Origin of the sequence: Neisseria sp. 20925_1_37, assembly GCF_041433255.1 — a bacterium.
GTDB classification, from domain to species: domain Bacteria; phylum Pseudomonadota; class Gammaproteobacteria; order Burkholderiales; family Neisseriaceae; genus Neisseria; species Neisseria flavescens_D.
Genome location: NZ_JAPWBC010000001.1, coordinates 146,421 through 161,325, shown reverse-complemented (window position 1 = coordinate 161,325; position 14,905 = coordinate 146,421). Strand labels below are relative to the sequence as shown.

The following is a 14,905-nucleotide window of genomic DNA, read 5'->3' as shown; positions in this document are numbered from 1 at the left end:
GCTTTTGTTATGATAAGCACGTCAGGCCGTCTGAAAGGCCGTCATCTTCAGGAGTACCCATGTACAAAAAAACCGCTTCCGTATTGATTTTAAGCACGATTCTTCTTGCCGCATGCAGCAAAGAAGAGCCCAAAGCCGCACTTGATTGCGCCCAACCGGCCACACTGCAAAACATCCGTACCACCATCGAAGACACCCTCAAACAACAAGCGCGCTCCTTTGCCCGTAATGACAACCGCCAATTCGTCGATGCCGACAAAATCATCGCTGCCGGCCTCGAATTAGAAACCCTGCTTGAAGACCCCAAAGAAACCGAAGACGACGGCAAAGCCATCTGCCGCGCCAACCTCAAAATCCGCATTCCCGACACCATCCTCAAGACGGCCATAGACAACAGCCCGCTGATTTACGGCAGCACCCCGTTGTCCGACATGCTCGAACAAAAACTGATGGGCAGCAACCTGACTTTTGAAAACAACACGTTCAGCACCACCCTGCTCTACACCCCCGACAAAGACGGCAAACCGGTTTTCGAAGACAATACCCTGAGTTCCACCGCCCAAACCCTTTCCGCCACCCTGCTTCCTTACGGCGTGAAAAGCATCGTCATGATAGACGGCAAACCAGTATCCAAAGAGCAGGCCATCAAGCTGCTGCAAAACCAAAACACGGAAGAACCGCCGACTGTCAATCCGCAAGACATCCTTGAAAACAACGCCGCCAGCCAAGCCGTCGGTTTGACCGATGATGACGACGATTCAGACTACGAAGTCCTGCACCCTGACCGTGAAACTCCGCGCAACGAGCCGCCCGGCCTCAGCCAAAGCGAACTCGACAACGCGCGTGCGCAAAACCGTCAGGCAGACGGCGAGATCAACGACCTCTGGGGCGGCTTAGACAGCGATGTCAAACAACAAATCCTCGGCGAACAACGCGCCTGGATTCAAAGCAAAAAACTCAACTGCCAACAAGCCGCCGCGTCCGCAGACAACGCCGCACAAGCAGAATACCTGCGCCTGCAGTGTGAAACCCGCATGACCCGCGAACGTACGCAATACCTGCGCGGCTATTCCATCAACTAAAACCGATAAGGCCGTCTGAACATTCAGATGGCCTACAAGAAAGCACATCACATCATGCAATACCGAATCCACCGTGAAGGCGATGCCCAAAACACACCCTCTTCAGCCTCCACACCCGTCGACAACTGGGAGCGCAACACCCTGCGCGAAGTCCTTCTCGCCGCCTACCAAGAACAACGCCGCGCCCGTATTTGGCGCAATATCTGGCGCGGCGTCGCCGTCCTTATCTTCCTCAGCCTGATCTTCGGCCTCGCGGAAGAAGATGGAAAAACCACGAGCATCCAAGCCCGCAGCGAACACACCGCCGTTATCGACCTGACCGGCGAAATCGGCAACGACATCGACGACCAAGTCCAAATCCTGCGCGACAGTATGGAAGTCGCCTACAACAACGGCAACGCCAAAGCCATCATCATTCGCGCCAACAGCCCTGGCGGTTCGCCTGTCGTGTCCAGCATAGCCTTTAACGAAGTCCGCCGCCTCAAAGCCGAACACAAAGACATCCCTGTTTACCTCGTTGCCGAAGACATGTGCGCTTCCGGCTGCTACTACATTGCCGCCGCAGCCGACAAAATTTACGCCGACCCTTCCAGCATTGTCGGCAGCATCGGCGTGATCGGCGGCGGTTTCGATTTTACCGGCCTGATGGACAAAGCCGGTGTCAAACGCCGTCTGAGAGCCGCCGGCAGCAACAAAGGCATGGGCGACCCTTTCACGCCTGAAACACCGGCACAAACCCAAATCTGGGAAACCATGTTGGGCGATATCCACCAAGAATTTATCAAAGCCGTCAAACTCGGCCGCGGCGCAAGGTTGAAAGACAAACAGTATCCCGATGTTTTCAGCGGACGCATCTACACCGGCAAAGAAGCCAAACAGGTCGGCCTGATTGACGACTTCGGCAGCATTTACAGCGTCGCCCGCGATGTCGTCAAAGCCCCCAATCTGGTCAACTACACGCCGCAAGACGATTTCAGCAAAATGCTCAGCCGCCGCTTTGGTACGGAAGTGAAGGCCAAAGTCAAAGAAACTTTGTCTGAAATTTGGTAAACCAAAAAACTGAAAGGCCGTCTGAAACCCAAAACATGGGGCTTCAGACGGCCTTTTAATATGGTTTTTAAAATAAAACGCTGATTATTGTCCAAGCATCCATCGGCTTCATCAAATCGGCAGGCAGATGCTCCCTGATGATGCTGTTACAGGAACACATTACGCCTGCGAACGATTAAACCTTCACGCTTCAGACGGCCTGCTGCATATTGTGCGCCATATCAAGCGCGGCGAGGACGGCGGTCATCAGGCTGCCGGAGTCGGCTTTGCCCGTACCGGCCAAACCCAATGCCGTGCCATGATCGACGGAAGTGCGGATAAAGGGCAGGCCGAGGGTGATGTTCACGCCTTCGCCGAAACCGGCGTATTTGAGCACCGGCAGCCCTTGGTCGTGATACATAGCAAGGACGGCATCGGCATCTTTGAGCAGGAAGGGTTGGAACACGGTATCGGCCGGATAAGGGCCGCGTGCGTCTATGCCTTCGGCCTGCAGGGCATGAAGCGCCGGAATAATGGTGTCGATTTCTTCGTGTCCCAAATAGCCGCCTTCGCCCGCGTGGGGGTTGAGGCCGGTAACGAGGATGACCGGTTTGGCTATGCCGAACTTATGGCGCAGGTCGTGTTCAAGAATGCGGATAACCGACTCGATTAAAGGCTTTGTGATGGCGGCGGAAATGTCTTTCAGCGGCAGATGGGTGGTCACCAACGCCACGCGCAGGCCGCCGCCGGTCAACATCATGACGACCTGTTCGGTATGGCTTTTTTCGGCGAGGTATTCGGTATGGCCGCTGAAAAAGCCGTTGCCTGCGTGGGCATCGTTGATGATGCCTTTATGCAGCGGCGCGGTAACCATACCGGCAAACAGGCCGTCTGAAATGCCCTGATACGCCGTATCCAGCAGCCGGAGCACATACGCGGCATTGGCAGGATTGAGTTCGCCCGCCCGACACTCGGTATCTAAAGGAATATGCAGGACTTCGAGTTCACCCTTAGGCAACGGATCAGCCGCTTGGGCTTGGAAGTCGCGCAGGATGACGGATTTGCCGAGCTGTTCGGCCCTTTGCGCCAACAGGTTTTTGTCACACAAAACAACGGGGCGGCAAGGAAGATCGGCGAAAGCCAAATCGAGGCAGATGTCGGGGCCGATGCCGGCCGGTTCGCCGGAAGTGATGGCGAGAATGGGAGCAGTCATGGTGTTTCTCGGTACGGTTTGCAGTATTTAGACAACGTCAGGCAAAATGCCTGCCCTACTTTTGCAGATTAACACAAATACAAAAAGGCCGTCTGAAAACAGTTTCTGCTTGGTCAAACTGTTTTCAGACGGCCTTGGCTGTTTACCGTTTTACACTTAAGAACGGTGGCCGATCATGCGGTACAAAACGTCGTGGCCTTGAATGCGGTGGACGACAACCATGACGATGTGGCCGGCGACAAGTGCGAAGAGCAACCAGCCGAGTTTGCCGTGCGCCATATTGCCGAGGTTGGACATCCATTCGATTTTCTCAGGCGAACCCTGCATCACTTCGACACCGAATACTTTCAACGGGCCGCGACCGCCACCGTATTGGCGGATCATGCCGATAACGGGAACGGCGAGCATGAGGACGTAAAGGGCAAGGTGGCCTGCTTTTGCGGCAAAGCTGTCGGCGGCAGGACGTTTGGACGCATTGAGCAAAGCCCAAACAATACGCACAGCAATCACCAGCAACGTGATGAAACCGATGGATTTATGCACGCCGAAGAGCGATTTGACCCATTCTTCGCCATCGTAGACGGTCCAAACGGTAATGGTGGAGAGGATGCCGATGAAACCGAGTACGGTCAGCCAGTGCAACGCGCGCGCGACGGCATCGTAGGTTTGTGGGCGTGTAGCGGTCATAATGTTTCCTTGTTTTTGATTTGTTTGGTTTTTTGAATCGGCGGCATTGTAACAAAAATGCCCAACCAATTATGTTGCCTTTTTGAAGAGATTTCATAAATATTTGAAAAATTTGAAGAAACGGCGGTTTTATCCGTAAGGCTGCCCAGGCCGTCTGAAAACAAGGGCAGGAATACCACCTTCTATGCCGAACTCGGGCTAAAATAGGCGTTTTTATTCTCGGGTACGCATCGATGCAGGTTTGGATTCGGCGGTTTGCGCTGTTGCTTCTGCCTTTGGGTTTCTTGGCGGTCATGGTGGCCGCGCCTTTGCTGTCGTTGGCGTTTTACGACGGCGAAGGCGCTTGGGCGGAAGTGGTGGCTGATGACTATATGCGCCTGCGCTTGGGCTGGACGGTGGCGCAGGCAATTTTGACCTGCGTCTTGGTCACGGCTTTGGGCGTGCCTGCGGCGTGGGTGTTGGCTCGGATGGACTTTGCCGGACGGCGCACGGTTTTACGCCTGCTGATGCTGCCTTTTGTGATGCCGACTTTGGTGGCAGGCATGGGCGTGCTAGCCTTATTTGGCGCACACGGCATGCTGGCGGCAGGTTGGCAGGACACGCCGTGGTTGCTGATTTACGGCAACGTGTTTTTCAACCTGCCGGTTTTGGTGCGCTCGGCGTATCAAGGATTTGTACGTGTGCCGCAGGCGCGGTTGCTGTCGGCGCAATCTTTGGGCGCGGACGCGTGGCGGCGGTTTGTCTGGGTCGAATGGCCGGTGGTGCGTGCGTGGGTTGCCGGTGGCGCGTGTCTGGTGTTTTTATATTGTTTTTCAGGCTTCGGACTGGCCTTGCTGCTCGGCGGCGAACGTTTTGCAACAGTGGAAGTGGAAATCTACCGGCTGGTGGCGTATGAGTTGGACATGGCGCGTGCGTCGGTGTTGGTGTGGCTGGTGCTGGCGGTTACGGCGGCGGCAGGCGGTTTGTATGCGTATTGGAGCAGGCGCGTGGCTGTGGGTAAGTCGGTCTCGCCTTTGCCTCCGCGTGCGCCGATATGGGCTTGGGAAAAATGGCTGACGGCAACGGTATTGACCATGTTGGCAGTGTGCTGCCTGCTGCCTTTGGCGGCGGTGTGGCTCAAGGCGGTATCGGCAGGCTCTTCGTGGTCGGTTTTGTTTGAAGCGCAGACTTGGGCGGCTGTGTGGAACACCATCCGTTTCTCTGCGGCAGCGGTGGCGGCGGCGACGGTTTTGGGCGTGCTGTATGCGGCGGCGGCACGGCAAATGGCGTGGTTGCGCGCGCTGATGTTTTTGCCGTTTATGGTGTCGCCCGTGTGCATCGCGTTTGGCGTATTGTTACTTTATCCGCAGTGGACGGCTTCGCTGTGGCTGCTGACCGCGACTTACGCGCTGTTGGCGTATCCGTTTGTAGCCAAAGATGTACTGGCCGCGTGGGACGGTTTGCCCAAAGATTACGCGGCGGCGGCGCGCACTATGGGCGCAAATGGTTTTCAGACGGCCTGTTATGTCACCGCACCTTTATTGAAACCGGCTTTACGGCGCGGCCTGACTTTGGCTTCGGCAACGTGTATCGGCGAATTTGCGGCCACATTGTTCCTGTCGCGCCCCGAATGGCAGACGCTGACCACTTTGATTTACGATTATCTCGGACGCGCCGGTGCGGACAATTACGGACGGGCGATGGTGTTGACGGCGGTATTGACCGCTTTGGCTTTAACGGCATTTTTGCTGGTAGACGAAGCGGAAGGGCAAAAGGCCGTCTGAACGCGGTCGGCCCAAATTCCCTTCACTTTCACTACACTATTGCCGCGCCTTGTATCGAAAATTGATTGAATCCGCTATATAATTTGTTTTTAACCGCACTCAACACGACCCTATCATGACCGACTTAGAAACCAAACGCCTTGAAACCCAAGCTATGCTGGACAATGCCGACTTGCTGTTTGACCAAGAACAATGCCGCGCAGCCTTGCAAAAAGTTGCCGACGACATCACTCGCGACTTGGCCGACAAATACCCCCTGCTGCTGCCTGTCATGGGTGGCGCGGTGGTGTTTACAGGACAGCTGCTGCCGCTGTTGCGCTTCCCTCTGGACTTTGACTACGTCCACGTTTCCCGCTACGGCGACAAACTCGCGGGCGGCGCGTTCAACTGGAAACGCATGCCCGACCCCGAGCAAATCAAAGGCCGTCATGTCGTCGTTTTGGACGACATCTTGGACGAAGGCCACACCATGGCCGCCATTCAGGAAAAACTGTTGGAAATGGGCGCGGCGAGCTGCCGTGCGGCCGTATTTGCCAACAAGCTGATCGACAAAGAAAAACCGACCCAAGCCGACTATATCGGTTTGGACGTACCCAACCGCTACGTCTTCGGCTACGGCATGGATGCCGCCGGCTGCTGGCGCAACCTCGGCGAAATCTACGCCTTAAACAACAAATAAAACCAAGGCCGTCTGAAAGGTTTTCAGACGGCCTCAAACCAACACTAGGAACACATCATGATCGGCCTGCTTATCATCACGCACGAAACCATAGGCGAAGCCTACCAAGGGCTGACCCATCATTTCTTCCCCAACGGCTTTCCCGAAAACGTCCGTATTCTCGGCGTTCAGCCCAATGAAGACCAAAACGACATCATCAATAACGCCATCGCCGCCTTGCAGGAATTTCCCGACAACCGCGGCGTACTGATCATGACCGACATCTTCGGCGCCACCCCGTGCAACGCCGCACGCCGGCTGGTGCGCGAAAACAAATCCGCCATCCTGACCGGCCTCAACGCCCCGATGATGATTAAAGCCATCCAATACTCATCACAAGCCGAAAACCTCTCCGACTTCACCGAAACCGTCAAAGAAGCCGCCATCCGGGGCATTTTCGCCATTACATCCGCACCCGAAGACCTGGTGTGCAAAGAAAACGGCTAAGGCCGTCTGAAAACATTCACTTTACAACCATTAGGGGACATCCATGCTCAAACAAGAAATCGAAATCATCAACAAACTCGGCCTGCACGCGCGCGCCTCCAGCAAATTCACCCAAACCGCCTCCCAATTCCAAAGCGAAGTCTGGGTTACCAAAAACGGCAACCGCGTCAACGGCAAAAGCATCATGGGCCTGATGATGCTGGCCGCCGCCAAAGGCACCGTGATTGAGCTGGAAACAGACGGCACAGACGAAGCCGCCGCCATGCAGGCATTGACCGACCTCATCAACGACTACTTCGGCGAGGGCGAATAATGAGCATCGTCCTACACGGTGTGGCCGCAGGCAAAGGCATCGCCATCGGCCACGCCCACCTCATCACGCGCGGCGCGGCGGAAGTTCCCCAATACGACATCGATCCCGACAAGCTCGAGGCCGAAGTCGCCCGTTTCGACAACGCCATCAAAGCCACGCGCAAAGAATTGGAACAATTGCGCAGCGCGATTCCCGAAAACGCCCCGACCGAATTGGGCGCGTTCATTTCCCTGCACCTCATGCTGCTGACCGACGTTACCCTCTCGCGCGAACCCATCGACATTTTGCGCGAGCAGAAAATCAACGCCGAATGGGCATTGAAACAACAAAGCGACAAGCTCGCCGCCCAGTTCGACAGCATCGACGACGACTACCTGCGCGAACGCAAACAGGACATGCTCCAAGTCGTCCGCCGCATCCACAACAACCTTGTCGGCCAAAGCAACGAAATCAACCTCGCCGGCAACCTGTTTGACGACACCGTCCTCATCGCGCACGACCTCTCGCCTGCCGATACCGTACTATTCAAAGAGCAGCACATCACCGCCTTCGTAACCGATGCCGGCGGCCCGACCAGCCACACCGCCATCTTGGGCCGCAGCCTCGATATCCCGTCCGTCATCGGCCTGCACAACGCCCGCAAACTCATCACCGAAAACGAAATCGTCATCGTCGACGGCATCAACGGCGTCCTCATCATCGATCCCGACGAAGTCGTCCTCAACGAATACCGCCGCCTCGCCCGCGAATACCGCAGCCACAAGCGCGAACTCAACAAAATCAAAAAAACCGCCGCCACCACCGCCGACGGCATCAACATTGAGTTGCTCGCCAACATCGAATCCGCCGAAGACATCAAAGCCCTGCACAACTTCGGCGCAGACGGCGTCGGCCTGTTCCGCAGCGAATTCCTCTACCTCAACCGCGACAACATGCCGACCGAAGACGAACAATACGAAGTCTATGCCGGCATCGTCAAAAAACTCAAAGGCAAAAACATCACCATCCGCACCGTCGACTTGGGCGTCGACAAAAATCCGCGCTGGTTCGGCCAAAACAGCACGCCCAACGGCAGCCTCAACCCCGCACTCGGCCTGACCGGCATCCGTTTGTGTCTCGCCGAGCCGGTCATGTTCCGCACCCAAATGCGCGCCATCCTCCGCGCCGCCGCCCACGGCCCCGTGCGCATGATGTGGCCGATGATTACATCCATTTCCGAAGTGCGCCAATGCCTTATCCATCTGGACACGGCCCAACGCCAACTGACCGAACGCGGCGAAACCTTCGGCCCGGTCAGCATCGGCTGCATGATTGAAATCCCGTCCGCCGCCATGACCGTCGGCAGCATCCTCAAGCTCGTCGATTTCGTTTCCATCGGCACCAACGACCTGATTCAATACCTCCTGTCGGTCGACCGCGGCGACGACAGCGTCAGCCACCTCTACCAACCCGGCCACCCTGCCATCCTCAAAACGCTGCAACACATCATCCGCACCGCCAACCGTATGGAAAAAGGTGTCTCCATCTGCGGCGAAATGGCCGGCGATACCGTCTTTACCCGCCTGCTGCTCGGCATGGGCTTACGCCGCTTCTCCATGAACCCCAACAACCTGCTTTCGGTTAAAAACATCATCCTGCACAGCCACACCGGCCATCTCGAAAACGATGCCGCCAAAATCCTGCGCTGCGAAGACCCGGAAAAAGCCGAAAAACTGATTAAAATCCTCAACCAAAGCGAACAGAATGAAGACAAGGCCGTCTGAAATTCGCAAAATATCCGAAACCGACAAAAGGGCGTATTGAACACGCCCTTTTTATTTTTCCCCATTTTGGGTTGACACCCGATTTTCCCCAAGCCTTTCCTATTTCGTCATTTCAAAAACCAACTTTTTTCACTTTTCCCAAATACTGCTTACAGGCCGTCTGAAAAATATAGGGCGCAAGTAAAATAAAAGTTTTTATGCCCACACCAAAGGCCGTCTGAACCCTGATTGCAAGGTTTCAGACGGCCTTGTTTTCAACCGAATACCTTTTATTTTTTTGCAATAAAAAACCCTTTGCCTATCCATTCCAGCTACTGCCCACCATGGCTTTAGGCACCCCATATCATTCCTTTTTACTAGGTCTTCAGTACACCCAAGCCCTATATAAACACTATCCCTTCGTTTTAATGATGCAACTTTTTATTTCGAAATATGTCTATCCCTACATTCACTTGAAAAAAGATTCAATACCTTGTAAATTTATAAAAAGATAGTAATTATCATCATATTTTAAAGGAATGATTCATGAGATTTACGCAACTTTCTGCTTTGATTGCCGCCGCAGCTTTATCAATCGGCTCCGTATCCGCTTTTGCCAAACCCGTTCAGCTGACCGATACCGTCGGCCGTAAGGTAACTGTCGACCTGCCTGCCAAGCGCGTGGTGTTGGGCTTCTACTACCAAGACTACATGGCCATCGGCGGTAAAACCGCGCTGGACAACGTCGTCGGTTTCTCCAAAGCAGTTTGGGCCGACTGGGCGCCGCCAAGCTGGGCGGCATTCAGCAAAGCCGTGCCTAAACTGAATCAGCTGACCGACGTGGGCGAAGTGGAAGTCGGCACGTTCTCGATTGAGAAAGTATTGGCACTGAAACCCGATTTGCTGGTTTTGGCCGAATGGCAATACAAGGCTTTGGGTTCCGATCTCGACCGCATCAACAAAGCCGGCATCCCCATCGTCGTATTGGACTACAACGCGCAAACAGTGGCCAAACACGTTCAATCGACCAAACTCATCGGCACATTGACCGGCCAGCAGCAAAAAGCCGACAAACTGGCGGCGGATTACAAACGCGTTGCCGACACCATCCAGGCGCGCGTGCAAAAAGCCAACCTGCCCAAGCCTAAAGTCTATGTCGAGTTCGGCAACAAAGGCCCTGCGGAACACAGCGTTACCTTCGGCAAGAGCATGTGGGGTTCGATGGCGACGCTGGTCGGCGGCAACAATATCGCCGCTTCTTCGGTCGAATTCTACGGCCCGATCAATCCTGAAAAAGTCCTCGCCGCCAAACCCGACGTGATCGTGATTACCGGCCGCGAAACCGAATTGAAGAAAAACCCTGCCGCCATGGTGATGGGCTGGGGCATTCCGAAAGCCGAAGCGGAAAAACGCTTGGCAGGCTTTGCCAAACGCGCCGGCTGGGCGAACCTGCCTGCGATTAAAAACAACCGCCTCTACGCCGCCTACCATGCCAACTCACGCACACTGTCCGACAGCGCGTCGATTCAGTTTATGGCCAAAGCGATTTATCCGCAGTTGTTTAAGGATTTCAACCCTGAGAAAACCTATCTGGACTTCTACCGCCAAAACCTGCCCGTCGTACCGAGCGGTACGTTCTACCTCTACCCCAAAGGACAATAAGGTAGTTTAGATTTTCAGACGGCCTTTTAAATCGGAAGGCCGTCTGAAATTTTTGCGGAAGAAAAAGGCAAACCCGTTCTCCCCTTTATCAACATTCTTTTTTAAAGGTTTGAAACATGAATGATTCGGTTGTCGCCGAGATTGTGAGAAACCAGCGCAAGTTGGAAGGCAAGCGTTGGTTGATTGTGTTGATGTTTTTAATCATCGCGGCGGTCAGTTTTTTATTCGACATCGCCACCGGCCCGGCGATGACGGACACGCTGCCGGTCGGCGAAGTGGTCAATGTTTTGCTGGGCAAACCCGAAGTCGATGAAATGAACCGCCTGATTGTGATGGATTTGCGCCTGCCGATCGCGGTGATGGCACTGGTGGTCGGTGCGGCTTTGGGTGTCGGCGGTGCGGAGATTCAGACGCTCTTGAACAATCCGATGGCCAGCCCTTATACACTGGGCTTGGCGGCGGCGGCAGGTTTGGGCGCGTCGGTGGTGATTGCGTTCGGCGGTTTCGGGCTGCCTGAAACGGTCGCCGTCCCCATCGGGGCGTTTGTAATGACCATGCTGGCTTCAGGCATCTTGTTTCTGTTTGCTTCGGCGCGCCGCTTCAACTCGGCGATGTTGGTGCTGGTGGGGATTGCGCTGTTGTTTCTGTTTCAGTCGATTTTGTCGCTGATTCAATTTATCGCCGCGCCTGAGATTTCGCAGCAGATTCTGTTTTGGCTGTTCGGCAGTTTGAACAAGGCAACTTGGGAAACAGTCATCGTTACGGCGGCGGTTACGGCGGTATGCGTGTTTCTGCTTTCGCGCGATGTGTGGAAGCTGACTGCGCTGCGCTTGGGCGAGGAACGCGCCGTCGGGCTGGGCATCAATCTGCAATTTTTGCGCCTGAAAACGCTGGTGTTGGTGGCGGTAATGACGGCGACGGCCATCAGTTTTGTCGGCGTGATCGGCTTTATCGGCTTGGTTGCGCCGCATGTGGCGCGGATTCTTTTGGGCGAAGACCAACGTTTCTTCCTGCCCGGCGCGATGCTGGCAGGGGCGGCGTTTTTATCAGTGGCGAGCGTGTTGTCCAAGGTGATTATCCCCGGCGCGCTGTTTCCGGTGGGGATTGTTACGTCGTTTGTCGGCGTGCCGTTCTTCTTCTGGATTGTATTAACGAAACGATAGGCCGTCTGAAATGTTGAAACTTGAAAACGTACACATCCGGCGCGGCGATTATGTGGTCGCCGACAATATCGATTTGACGCTGGAACAAGGCAAAGTCTATTCCGTGCTCGGCCCCAACGGCACGGGCAAATCCTCGCTGATGAAAACGATTTTCGGCGAAGTGGCACACAAAGGCACCATCCGCTACGGCGACGAAGTGTTGAGCAAAATCCACCTGCAAAGCTGGCGCAAACGCATAGGCTATATGCCGCAGGACACTGCCGCCGAAGCCTCGCTGACCGCGCTGGAAGTCGTGTTGCTCGGCCGCATGGACGCGCTACACATGCACGTCGGCGACGAGCTACTGCACGAAGCCGCAAGTATCATGGCGGAGCTGGGCATCGGCCATCTGGCGCACCGCGACGTCATGCGGCTTTCCGGCGGACAGCGGCAGCTCGTCATGTTTGCCCAAGTTATGCTGCGCCGCCCCGAAATCCTGATGCTGGACGAACCGGTCAGCGCGCTGGATATGCACCATCAGCTCAATCTTTTGGAGCGCGTGGTGCAATACACGCACGAACACAATCTGGTTACGCTGATGGTGTTGCACGATTTGAGCCTCGCCGCGCAGTTTTCAGACGGCGTGATTCTGCTCGGCGAAGGCAAAGTACAGGCGCAGGGCGCGCCACAGGATGTGTTGCAGGCGGACATGATCGGCAGATTGTACAAAGTGGACATCGAGCTTTTGTACGACAGCAAAGGCCTGCCCGTTATCCGCCCGATGCGGAAGAGTGCGTAACTTAACCGCTCCTGCAAATGTCGGATTTGAGCATCCGGCCTGCAAACTCCCTGCAACTTATCCCCTCTCCTGCGGGAGAGGGTTAGGGAGAGGGCGGTAAGCCCAAGGCTTGCCTCTCCGACTCATCAGCCCGCCCCATATTTTTTTATCCTTAGAAAGGACTTTCTCCATGAAAAAATCCCTCTTCCTCCTGATGCTGACCGCTTCCCTTAGCGCATACGCCGCCAACCACGAAGTCAAAATGCTCGACAACGGCAAAGACGGCAGCATGGTGTTCGAGCCCGGCTACGTCAACGCCAAAGTCGGCGACACTGTTACCTTCAAAGCCGCCAACAGCGGCCACTGGGTACAAAGCAAAGCCCTGCCCGACGGCGTTGCCGACTTCCTTTCCGAAGACGGCAAAGACTTCACCCTCAAACTCGACAAAGAAGGCGTGTATGTCTATACCTGCCCGCCACACCGCATGATGAACATGAGCGGCGTGATTCAGGTCGGCAAACCGGTGAACAAAGCCAAAGCGCAAGCCGTTGTCGATGAAATGGAAAGCCGCGCCATGCAAAGCAAAGGCCGTCTGAAAAAATACATGGCGCAAGTGAAATAAACGCGTTTATACCTGTATTAAAGGCCGTCTGAAACCTTTCAGACGGCCTGTTTCCTTTGCGTAAAACACGCATCAAAGCTATATCTTCCGTTTCAGTTTCCGATAAAATAGGCCTATTCCGACACAAGACCCGTAAGCATGATACGCCGCCTTTACGCCACGTTGTGGCACCTCGCCCCCTTCCTGATCCGCCGCCACCTGCGTCGCCGCGCCCTCAAATCCCCAGCCTATCTCGAGCATTGGGACGAGCGTTTCGGGCAGGCGTATCCCAATTCCGTGCAACGCCCGATTTGGATACACGCCGTATCCGTCGGCGAAACGCGTGCGGCCGAACCCTTAGTCCAGGCATTGCGCCGCCATTTTCCCGACTCGCCGTTTCTGATTACCCAAATGACGCCGACCGGCCGCGCCACCGCGAAATCCTTGTTTCCCGATGCGCAATGCCGTTACCTGCCCTACGACAAATCCGAATGGGTCGCCCGATTTTTAGCCGAACACCGCCCCATCTGCGGCATTTTGATGGAAACCGAAATCTGGCCCAACCTGATGCACGGCTGCCAAGAAGCAGGCATTCCCCTCTTTTTGGCCAACGCGCGCCTCTCCGAAAAATCCCAACGCGGCTACCTTAAAATCCGCAAGTTGGTCGAGCCTGCCATGCAGAGCCTCTCCGGCTGCTTTGCCCAAACCGCCGCCGATGCCGAACGCCTGCACCTCATCGGCGCGTCCAACGTCCACGTTTGCGGCAACACCAAATACGACATCGCGCCCCCCGACGACTCGCGCCCGCTTGCCGTCGCCTTTAAAGAACGCATCGGCGCACGCCCCGTCGTCGTCTGCGCCAGCACGCGCGTGTACAAAGGCACAGACGAAGCCGAGCTGCTCCTCAAAGCATGGCAGGGCTACCGCGGCAATGCCTTGCTGGTCATCGTCCCGCGCCACCCCGAAAATTTTCAGACGGCCTACGATACCGCCAAATCGCTTGGTTATACCGTGCAAAAACGCAGTGACGGACAACCCGTTTCCCCCGATACACAGGTTTGGATAGGCGACAGCATGGGCGAACTTGCCGCCTACTACCTCAGCGCAGACATTGCCTTCGTCGGCGGCAGCCTCGTCGATGCCGGCTGCCAAAACATCATCGAACCCATCTCCTGCCGCGTCCCTACCCTCTTCGGCTACTCCAACTACAACTTTGCCCAAGCCTGCAAAGGTGCAGTCGAAGCCAAAGCCGCCGTCCGCGTCGAAACCGCCGAAGCCTGGTACAGAACCACGCGCCAATACCTCGACGATGAAACGCTGCGCCAACAGCTGATCAGCCACACCGAGCAATTCATTTCACAACATCAAGGCGCCAGTGCCAAAATTGCCAAAGCAATTGCAGATTGTTTGAATCAGCATTAAACAATAAAAAACCGCCTGTTCATGACAAACAGGCGGAAACTGAAAAACAGTTTTTTGTTTTCAGCCGTTTAATTGACTAAGAGCAGGAACAGGGTTAAGATAATCTTAACGACTGTTCGCAGTCTCAGCCATGAACGACCTTTCGGCTTGGTTCGTTTCATGTTGAAACTCTCCTTTCTAGGGAGGTTCAAATAAAACAGCCCCACTGCCATGGGGCTGTTTCACTACCTAGCCCCGCAACAATTATACCCAAACTTCCTAAAATCATTCCAAACAAATTTCCACTAAAAAGGCCGTCTGAAACCC

Annotated in this window: 14 protein-coding genes; 12 read left to right on the top strand and 2 right to left on the bottom strand. The window is 55.2% G+C overall.

Going from position 1 to position 14,905, the window contains the following annotated elements; translation table 11 throughout:
• Positions 1-59 precede the first annotated feature (59 nt).
• Positions 60-1,082 (top strand): lysozyme inhibitor LprI family protein, encoded by a 1,023-nt coding sequence (locus tag O3661_RS00780; protein ID WP_371491965.1) that lies wholly within the window; start codon positions 60-62, stop codon positions 1,080-1,082.
• 54 nt (positions 1,083-1,136) lie between these two features.
• Positions 1,137-2,132 carry a S49 family peptidase gene (locus O3661_RS00775; RefSeq protein ID WP_371491963.1) on the top strand — a complete coding sequence of 332 codons (996 nt, stop codon included), beginning with the start codon at positions 1,137-1,139 and terminating at the stop codon, positions 2,130-2,132.
• 190 nt (positions 2,133-2,322) lie between these two features.
• On the opposite strand, the gene pdxA is transcribed toward O3661_RS00775, so the two are convergent.
• Positions 2,323-3,324 carry a 4-hydroxythreonine-4-phosphate dehydrogenase PdxA gene (gene pdxA, locus O3661_RS00770; RefSeq protein WP_371491962.1) on the bottom strand — a complete coding sequence of 334 codons (1,002 nt, stop codon included), beginning with the start codon at positions 3,322-3,324 and terminating at the stop codon, positions 2,323-2,325.
• 156 nt (positions 3,325-3,480) lie between these two features.
• Complete coding sequence (locus tag O3661_RS00765; RefSeq protein WP_371491961.1) at positions 3,481-4,011, bottom strand: cytochrome b; 531 nt, start codon at positions 4,009-4,011, stop codon at positions 3,481-3,483.
• Between the two features lie 233 nt (positions 4,012-4,244).
• Here O3661_RS00765 and O3661_RS00760 point away from each other — a divergent pair, with 233 nt between their 5' ends.
• From O3661_RS00760 to waaA, 10 genes are all read left to right on the top strand, one after another.
• Positions 4,245-5,774, top strand: coding sequence for an ABC transporter permease (locus tag O3661_RS00760; protein WP_371491959.1), 1,530 nt, complete (start codon positions 4,245-4,247; stop codon positions 5,772-5,774).
• 115 nt (positions 5,775-5,889) lie between these two features.
• Positions 5,890-6,453: a hypoxanthine-guanine phosphoribosyltransferase gene (locus tag O3661_RS00755; RefSeq protein WP_003747943.1), complete on the top strand. Its 564-nt coding sequence runs from the start codon at positions 5,890-5,892 to the stop codon at positions 6,451-6,453.
• Between the two features lie 57 nt (positions 6,454-6,510).
• Positions 6,511-6,939 (top strand): PTS sugar transporter subunit IIA, encoded by a 429-nt coding sequence (locus O3661_RS00750; protein WP_003747942.1) that lies wholly within the window; start codon positions 6,511-6,513, stop codon positions 6,937-6,939.
• 43 nt (positions 6,940-6,982) lie between these two features.
• The gene (locus O3661_RS00745; protein WP_188212848.1) at positions 6,983-7,252 is read left to right on the top strand and encodes an HPr family phosphocarrier protein; all 270 of its coding nucleotides are present in this window, start codon (positions 6,983-6,985) and stop codon (positions 7,250-7,252) included.
• Entirely contained in the window at positions 7,252-9,015 is a 1,764-nt protein-coding gene (gene ptsP, locus O3661_RS00740; RefSeq protein WP_371491957.1) for a phosphoenolpyruvate--protein phosphotransferase, read from the top strand. The genes O3661_RS00745 and ptsP overlap by 1 nt, the downstream gene beginning before the upstream one ends.
• A gap of 525 nt (positions 9,016-9,540) precedes the next feature.
• Positions 9,541-10,656, top strand: a complete 1,116-nt coding sequence (locus O3661_RS00735; protein WP_371491955.1) for an ABC transporter substrate-binding protein — start codon at positions 9,541-9,543, stop codon at positions 10,654-10,656.
• Positions 10,657-10,772: 116 nt separating this feature from the next.
• The gene (locus O3661_RS00730; RefSeq protein WP_371491954.1) at positions 10,773-11,819 is read left to right on the top strand and encodes a FecCD family ABC transporter permease; all 1,047 of its coding nucleotides are present in this window, start codon (positions 10,773-10,775) and stop codon (positions 11,817-11,819) included.
• 10 nt (positions 11,820-11,829) lie between these two features.
• The gene (locus O3661_RS00725) at positions 11,830-12,597 is read left to right on the top strand and encodes an ABC transporter ATP-binding protein (RefSeq protein ID WP_063068539.1); all 768 of its coding nucleotides are present in this window, start codon (positions 11,830-11,832) and stop codon (positions 12,595-12,597) included.
• A 169-nt stretch (positions 12,598-12,766) separates the two neighbouring features.
• Positions 12,767-13,198, top strand: coding sequence for a plastocyanin/azurin family copper-binding protein (locus O3661_RS00720; protein ID WP_371491953.1), 432 nt, complete (start codon positions 12,767-12,769; stop codon positions 13,196-13,198).
• Between the two features lie 138 nt (positions 13,199-13,336).
• The gene (gene waaA, locus O3661_RS00715) at positions 13,337-14,599 is read left to right on the top strand and encodes a lipid IV(A) 3-deoxy-D-manno-octulosonic acid transferase (protein WP_371491951.1); all 1,263 of its coding nucleotides are present in this window, start codon (positions 13,337-13,339) and stop codon (positions 14,597-14,599) included.
• Positions 14,600-14,905: the final 306 nt, after the last annotated feature.

Bases quoted from the DNA above. Each gene is read 5' to 3' on its own strand.
- O3661_RS00780 (WP_371491965.1), top strand. From the start codon at position 60: ATGTACAAAAAAACCGCTTCCGTATTGATTTTAAGCACGATTCTTCTT.
- O3661_RS00775 (WP_371491963.1), top strand. From the start codon at position 1,137: ATGCAATACCGAATCCACCGTGAAGGCGATGCCCAAAACACACCCTCT.
- pdxA (WP_371491962.1), bottom strand. From the start codon at position 3,324: ATGACTGCTCCCATTCTCGCCATCACTTCCGGCGAACCGGCCGGCATC.
- O3661_RS00765 (WP_371491961.1), bottom strand. From the start codon at position 4,011: ATGACCGCTACACGCCCACAAACCTACGATGCCGTCGCGCGCGCGTTG.
- O3661_RS00760 (WP_371491959.1), top strand. From the start codon at position 4,245: ATGCAGGTTTGGATTCGGCGGTTTGCGCTGTTGCTTCTGCCTTTGGGT.
- O3661_RS00755 (WP_003747943.1), top strand. From the start codon at position 5,890: ATGACCGACTTAGAAACCAAACGCCTTGAAACCCAAGCTATGCTGGAC.
- O3661_RS00750 (WP_003747942.1), top strand. From the start codon at position 6,511: ATGATCGGCCTGCTTATCATCACGCACGAAACCATAGGCGAAGCCTAC.
- O3661_RS00745 (WP_188212848.1), top strand. From the start codon at position 6,983: ATGCTCAAACAAGAAATCGAAATCATCAACAAACTCGGCCTGCACGCG.
- ptsP (WP_371491957.1), top strand. From the start codon at position 7,252: ATGAGCATCGTCCTACACGGTGTGGCCGCAGGCAAAGGCATCGCCATC.
- O3661_RS00735 (WP_371491955.1), top strand. From the start codon at position 9,541: ATGAGATTTACGCAACTTTCTGCTTTGATTGCCGCCGCAGCTTTATCA.
- O3661_RS00730 (WP_371491954.1), top strand. From the start codon at position 10,773: ATGAATGATTCGGTTGTCGCCGAGATTGTGAGAAACCAGCGCAAGTTG.
- O3661_RS00725 (WP_063068539.1), top strand. From the start codon at position 11,830: ATGTTGAAACTTGAAAACGTACACATCCGGCGCGGCGATTATGTGGTC.
- O3661_RS00720 (WP_371491953.1), top strand. From the start codon at position 12,767: ATGAAAAAATCCCTCTTCCTCCTGATGCTGACCGCTTCCCTTAGCGCA.
- waaA (WP_371491951.1), top strand. From the start codon at position 13,337: ATGATACGCCGCCTTTACGCCACGTTGTGGCACCTCGCCCCCTTCCTG.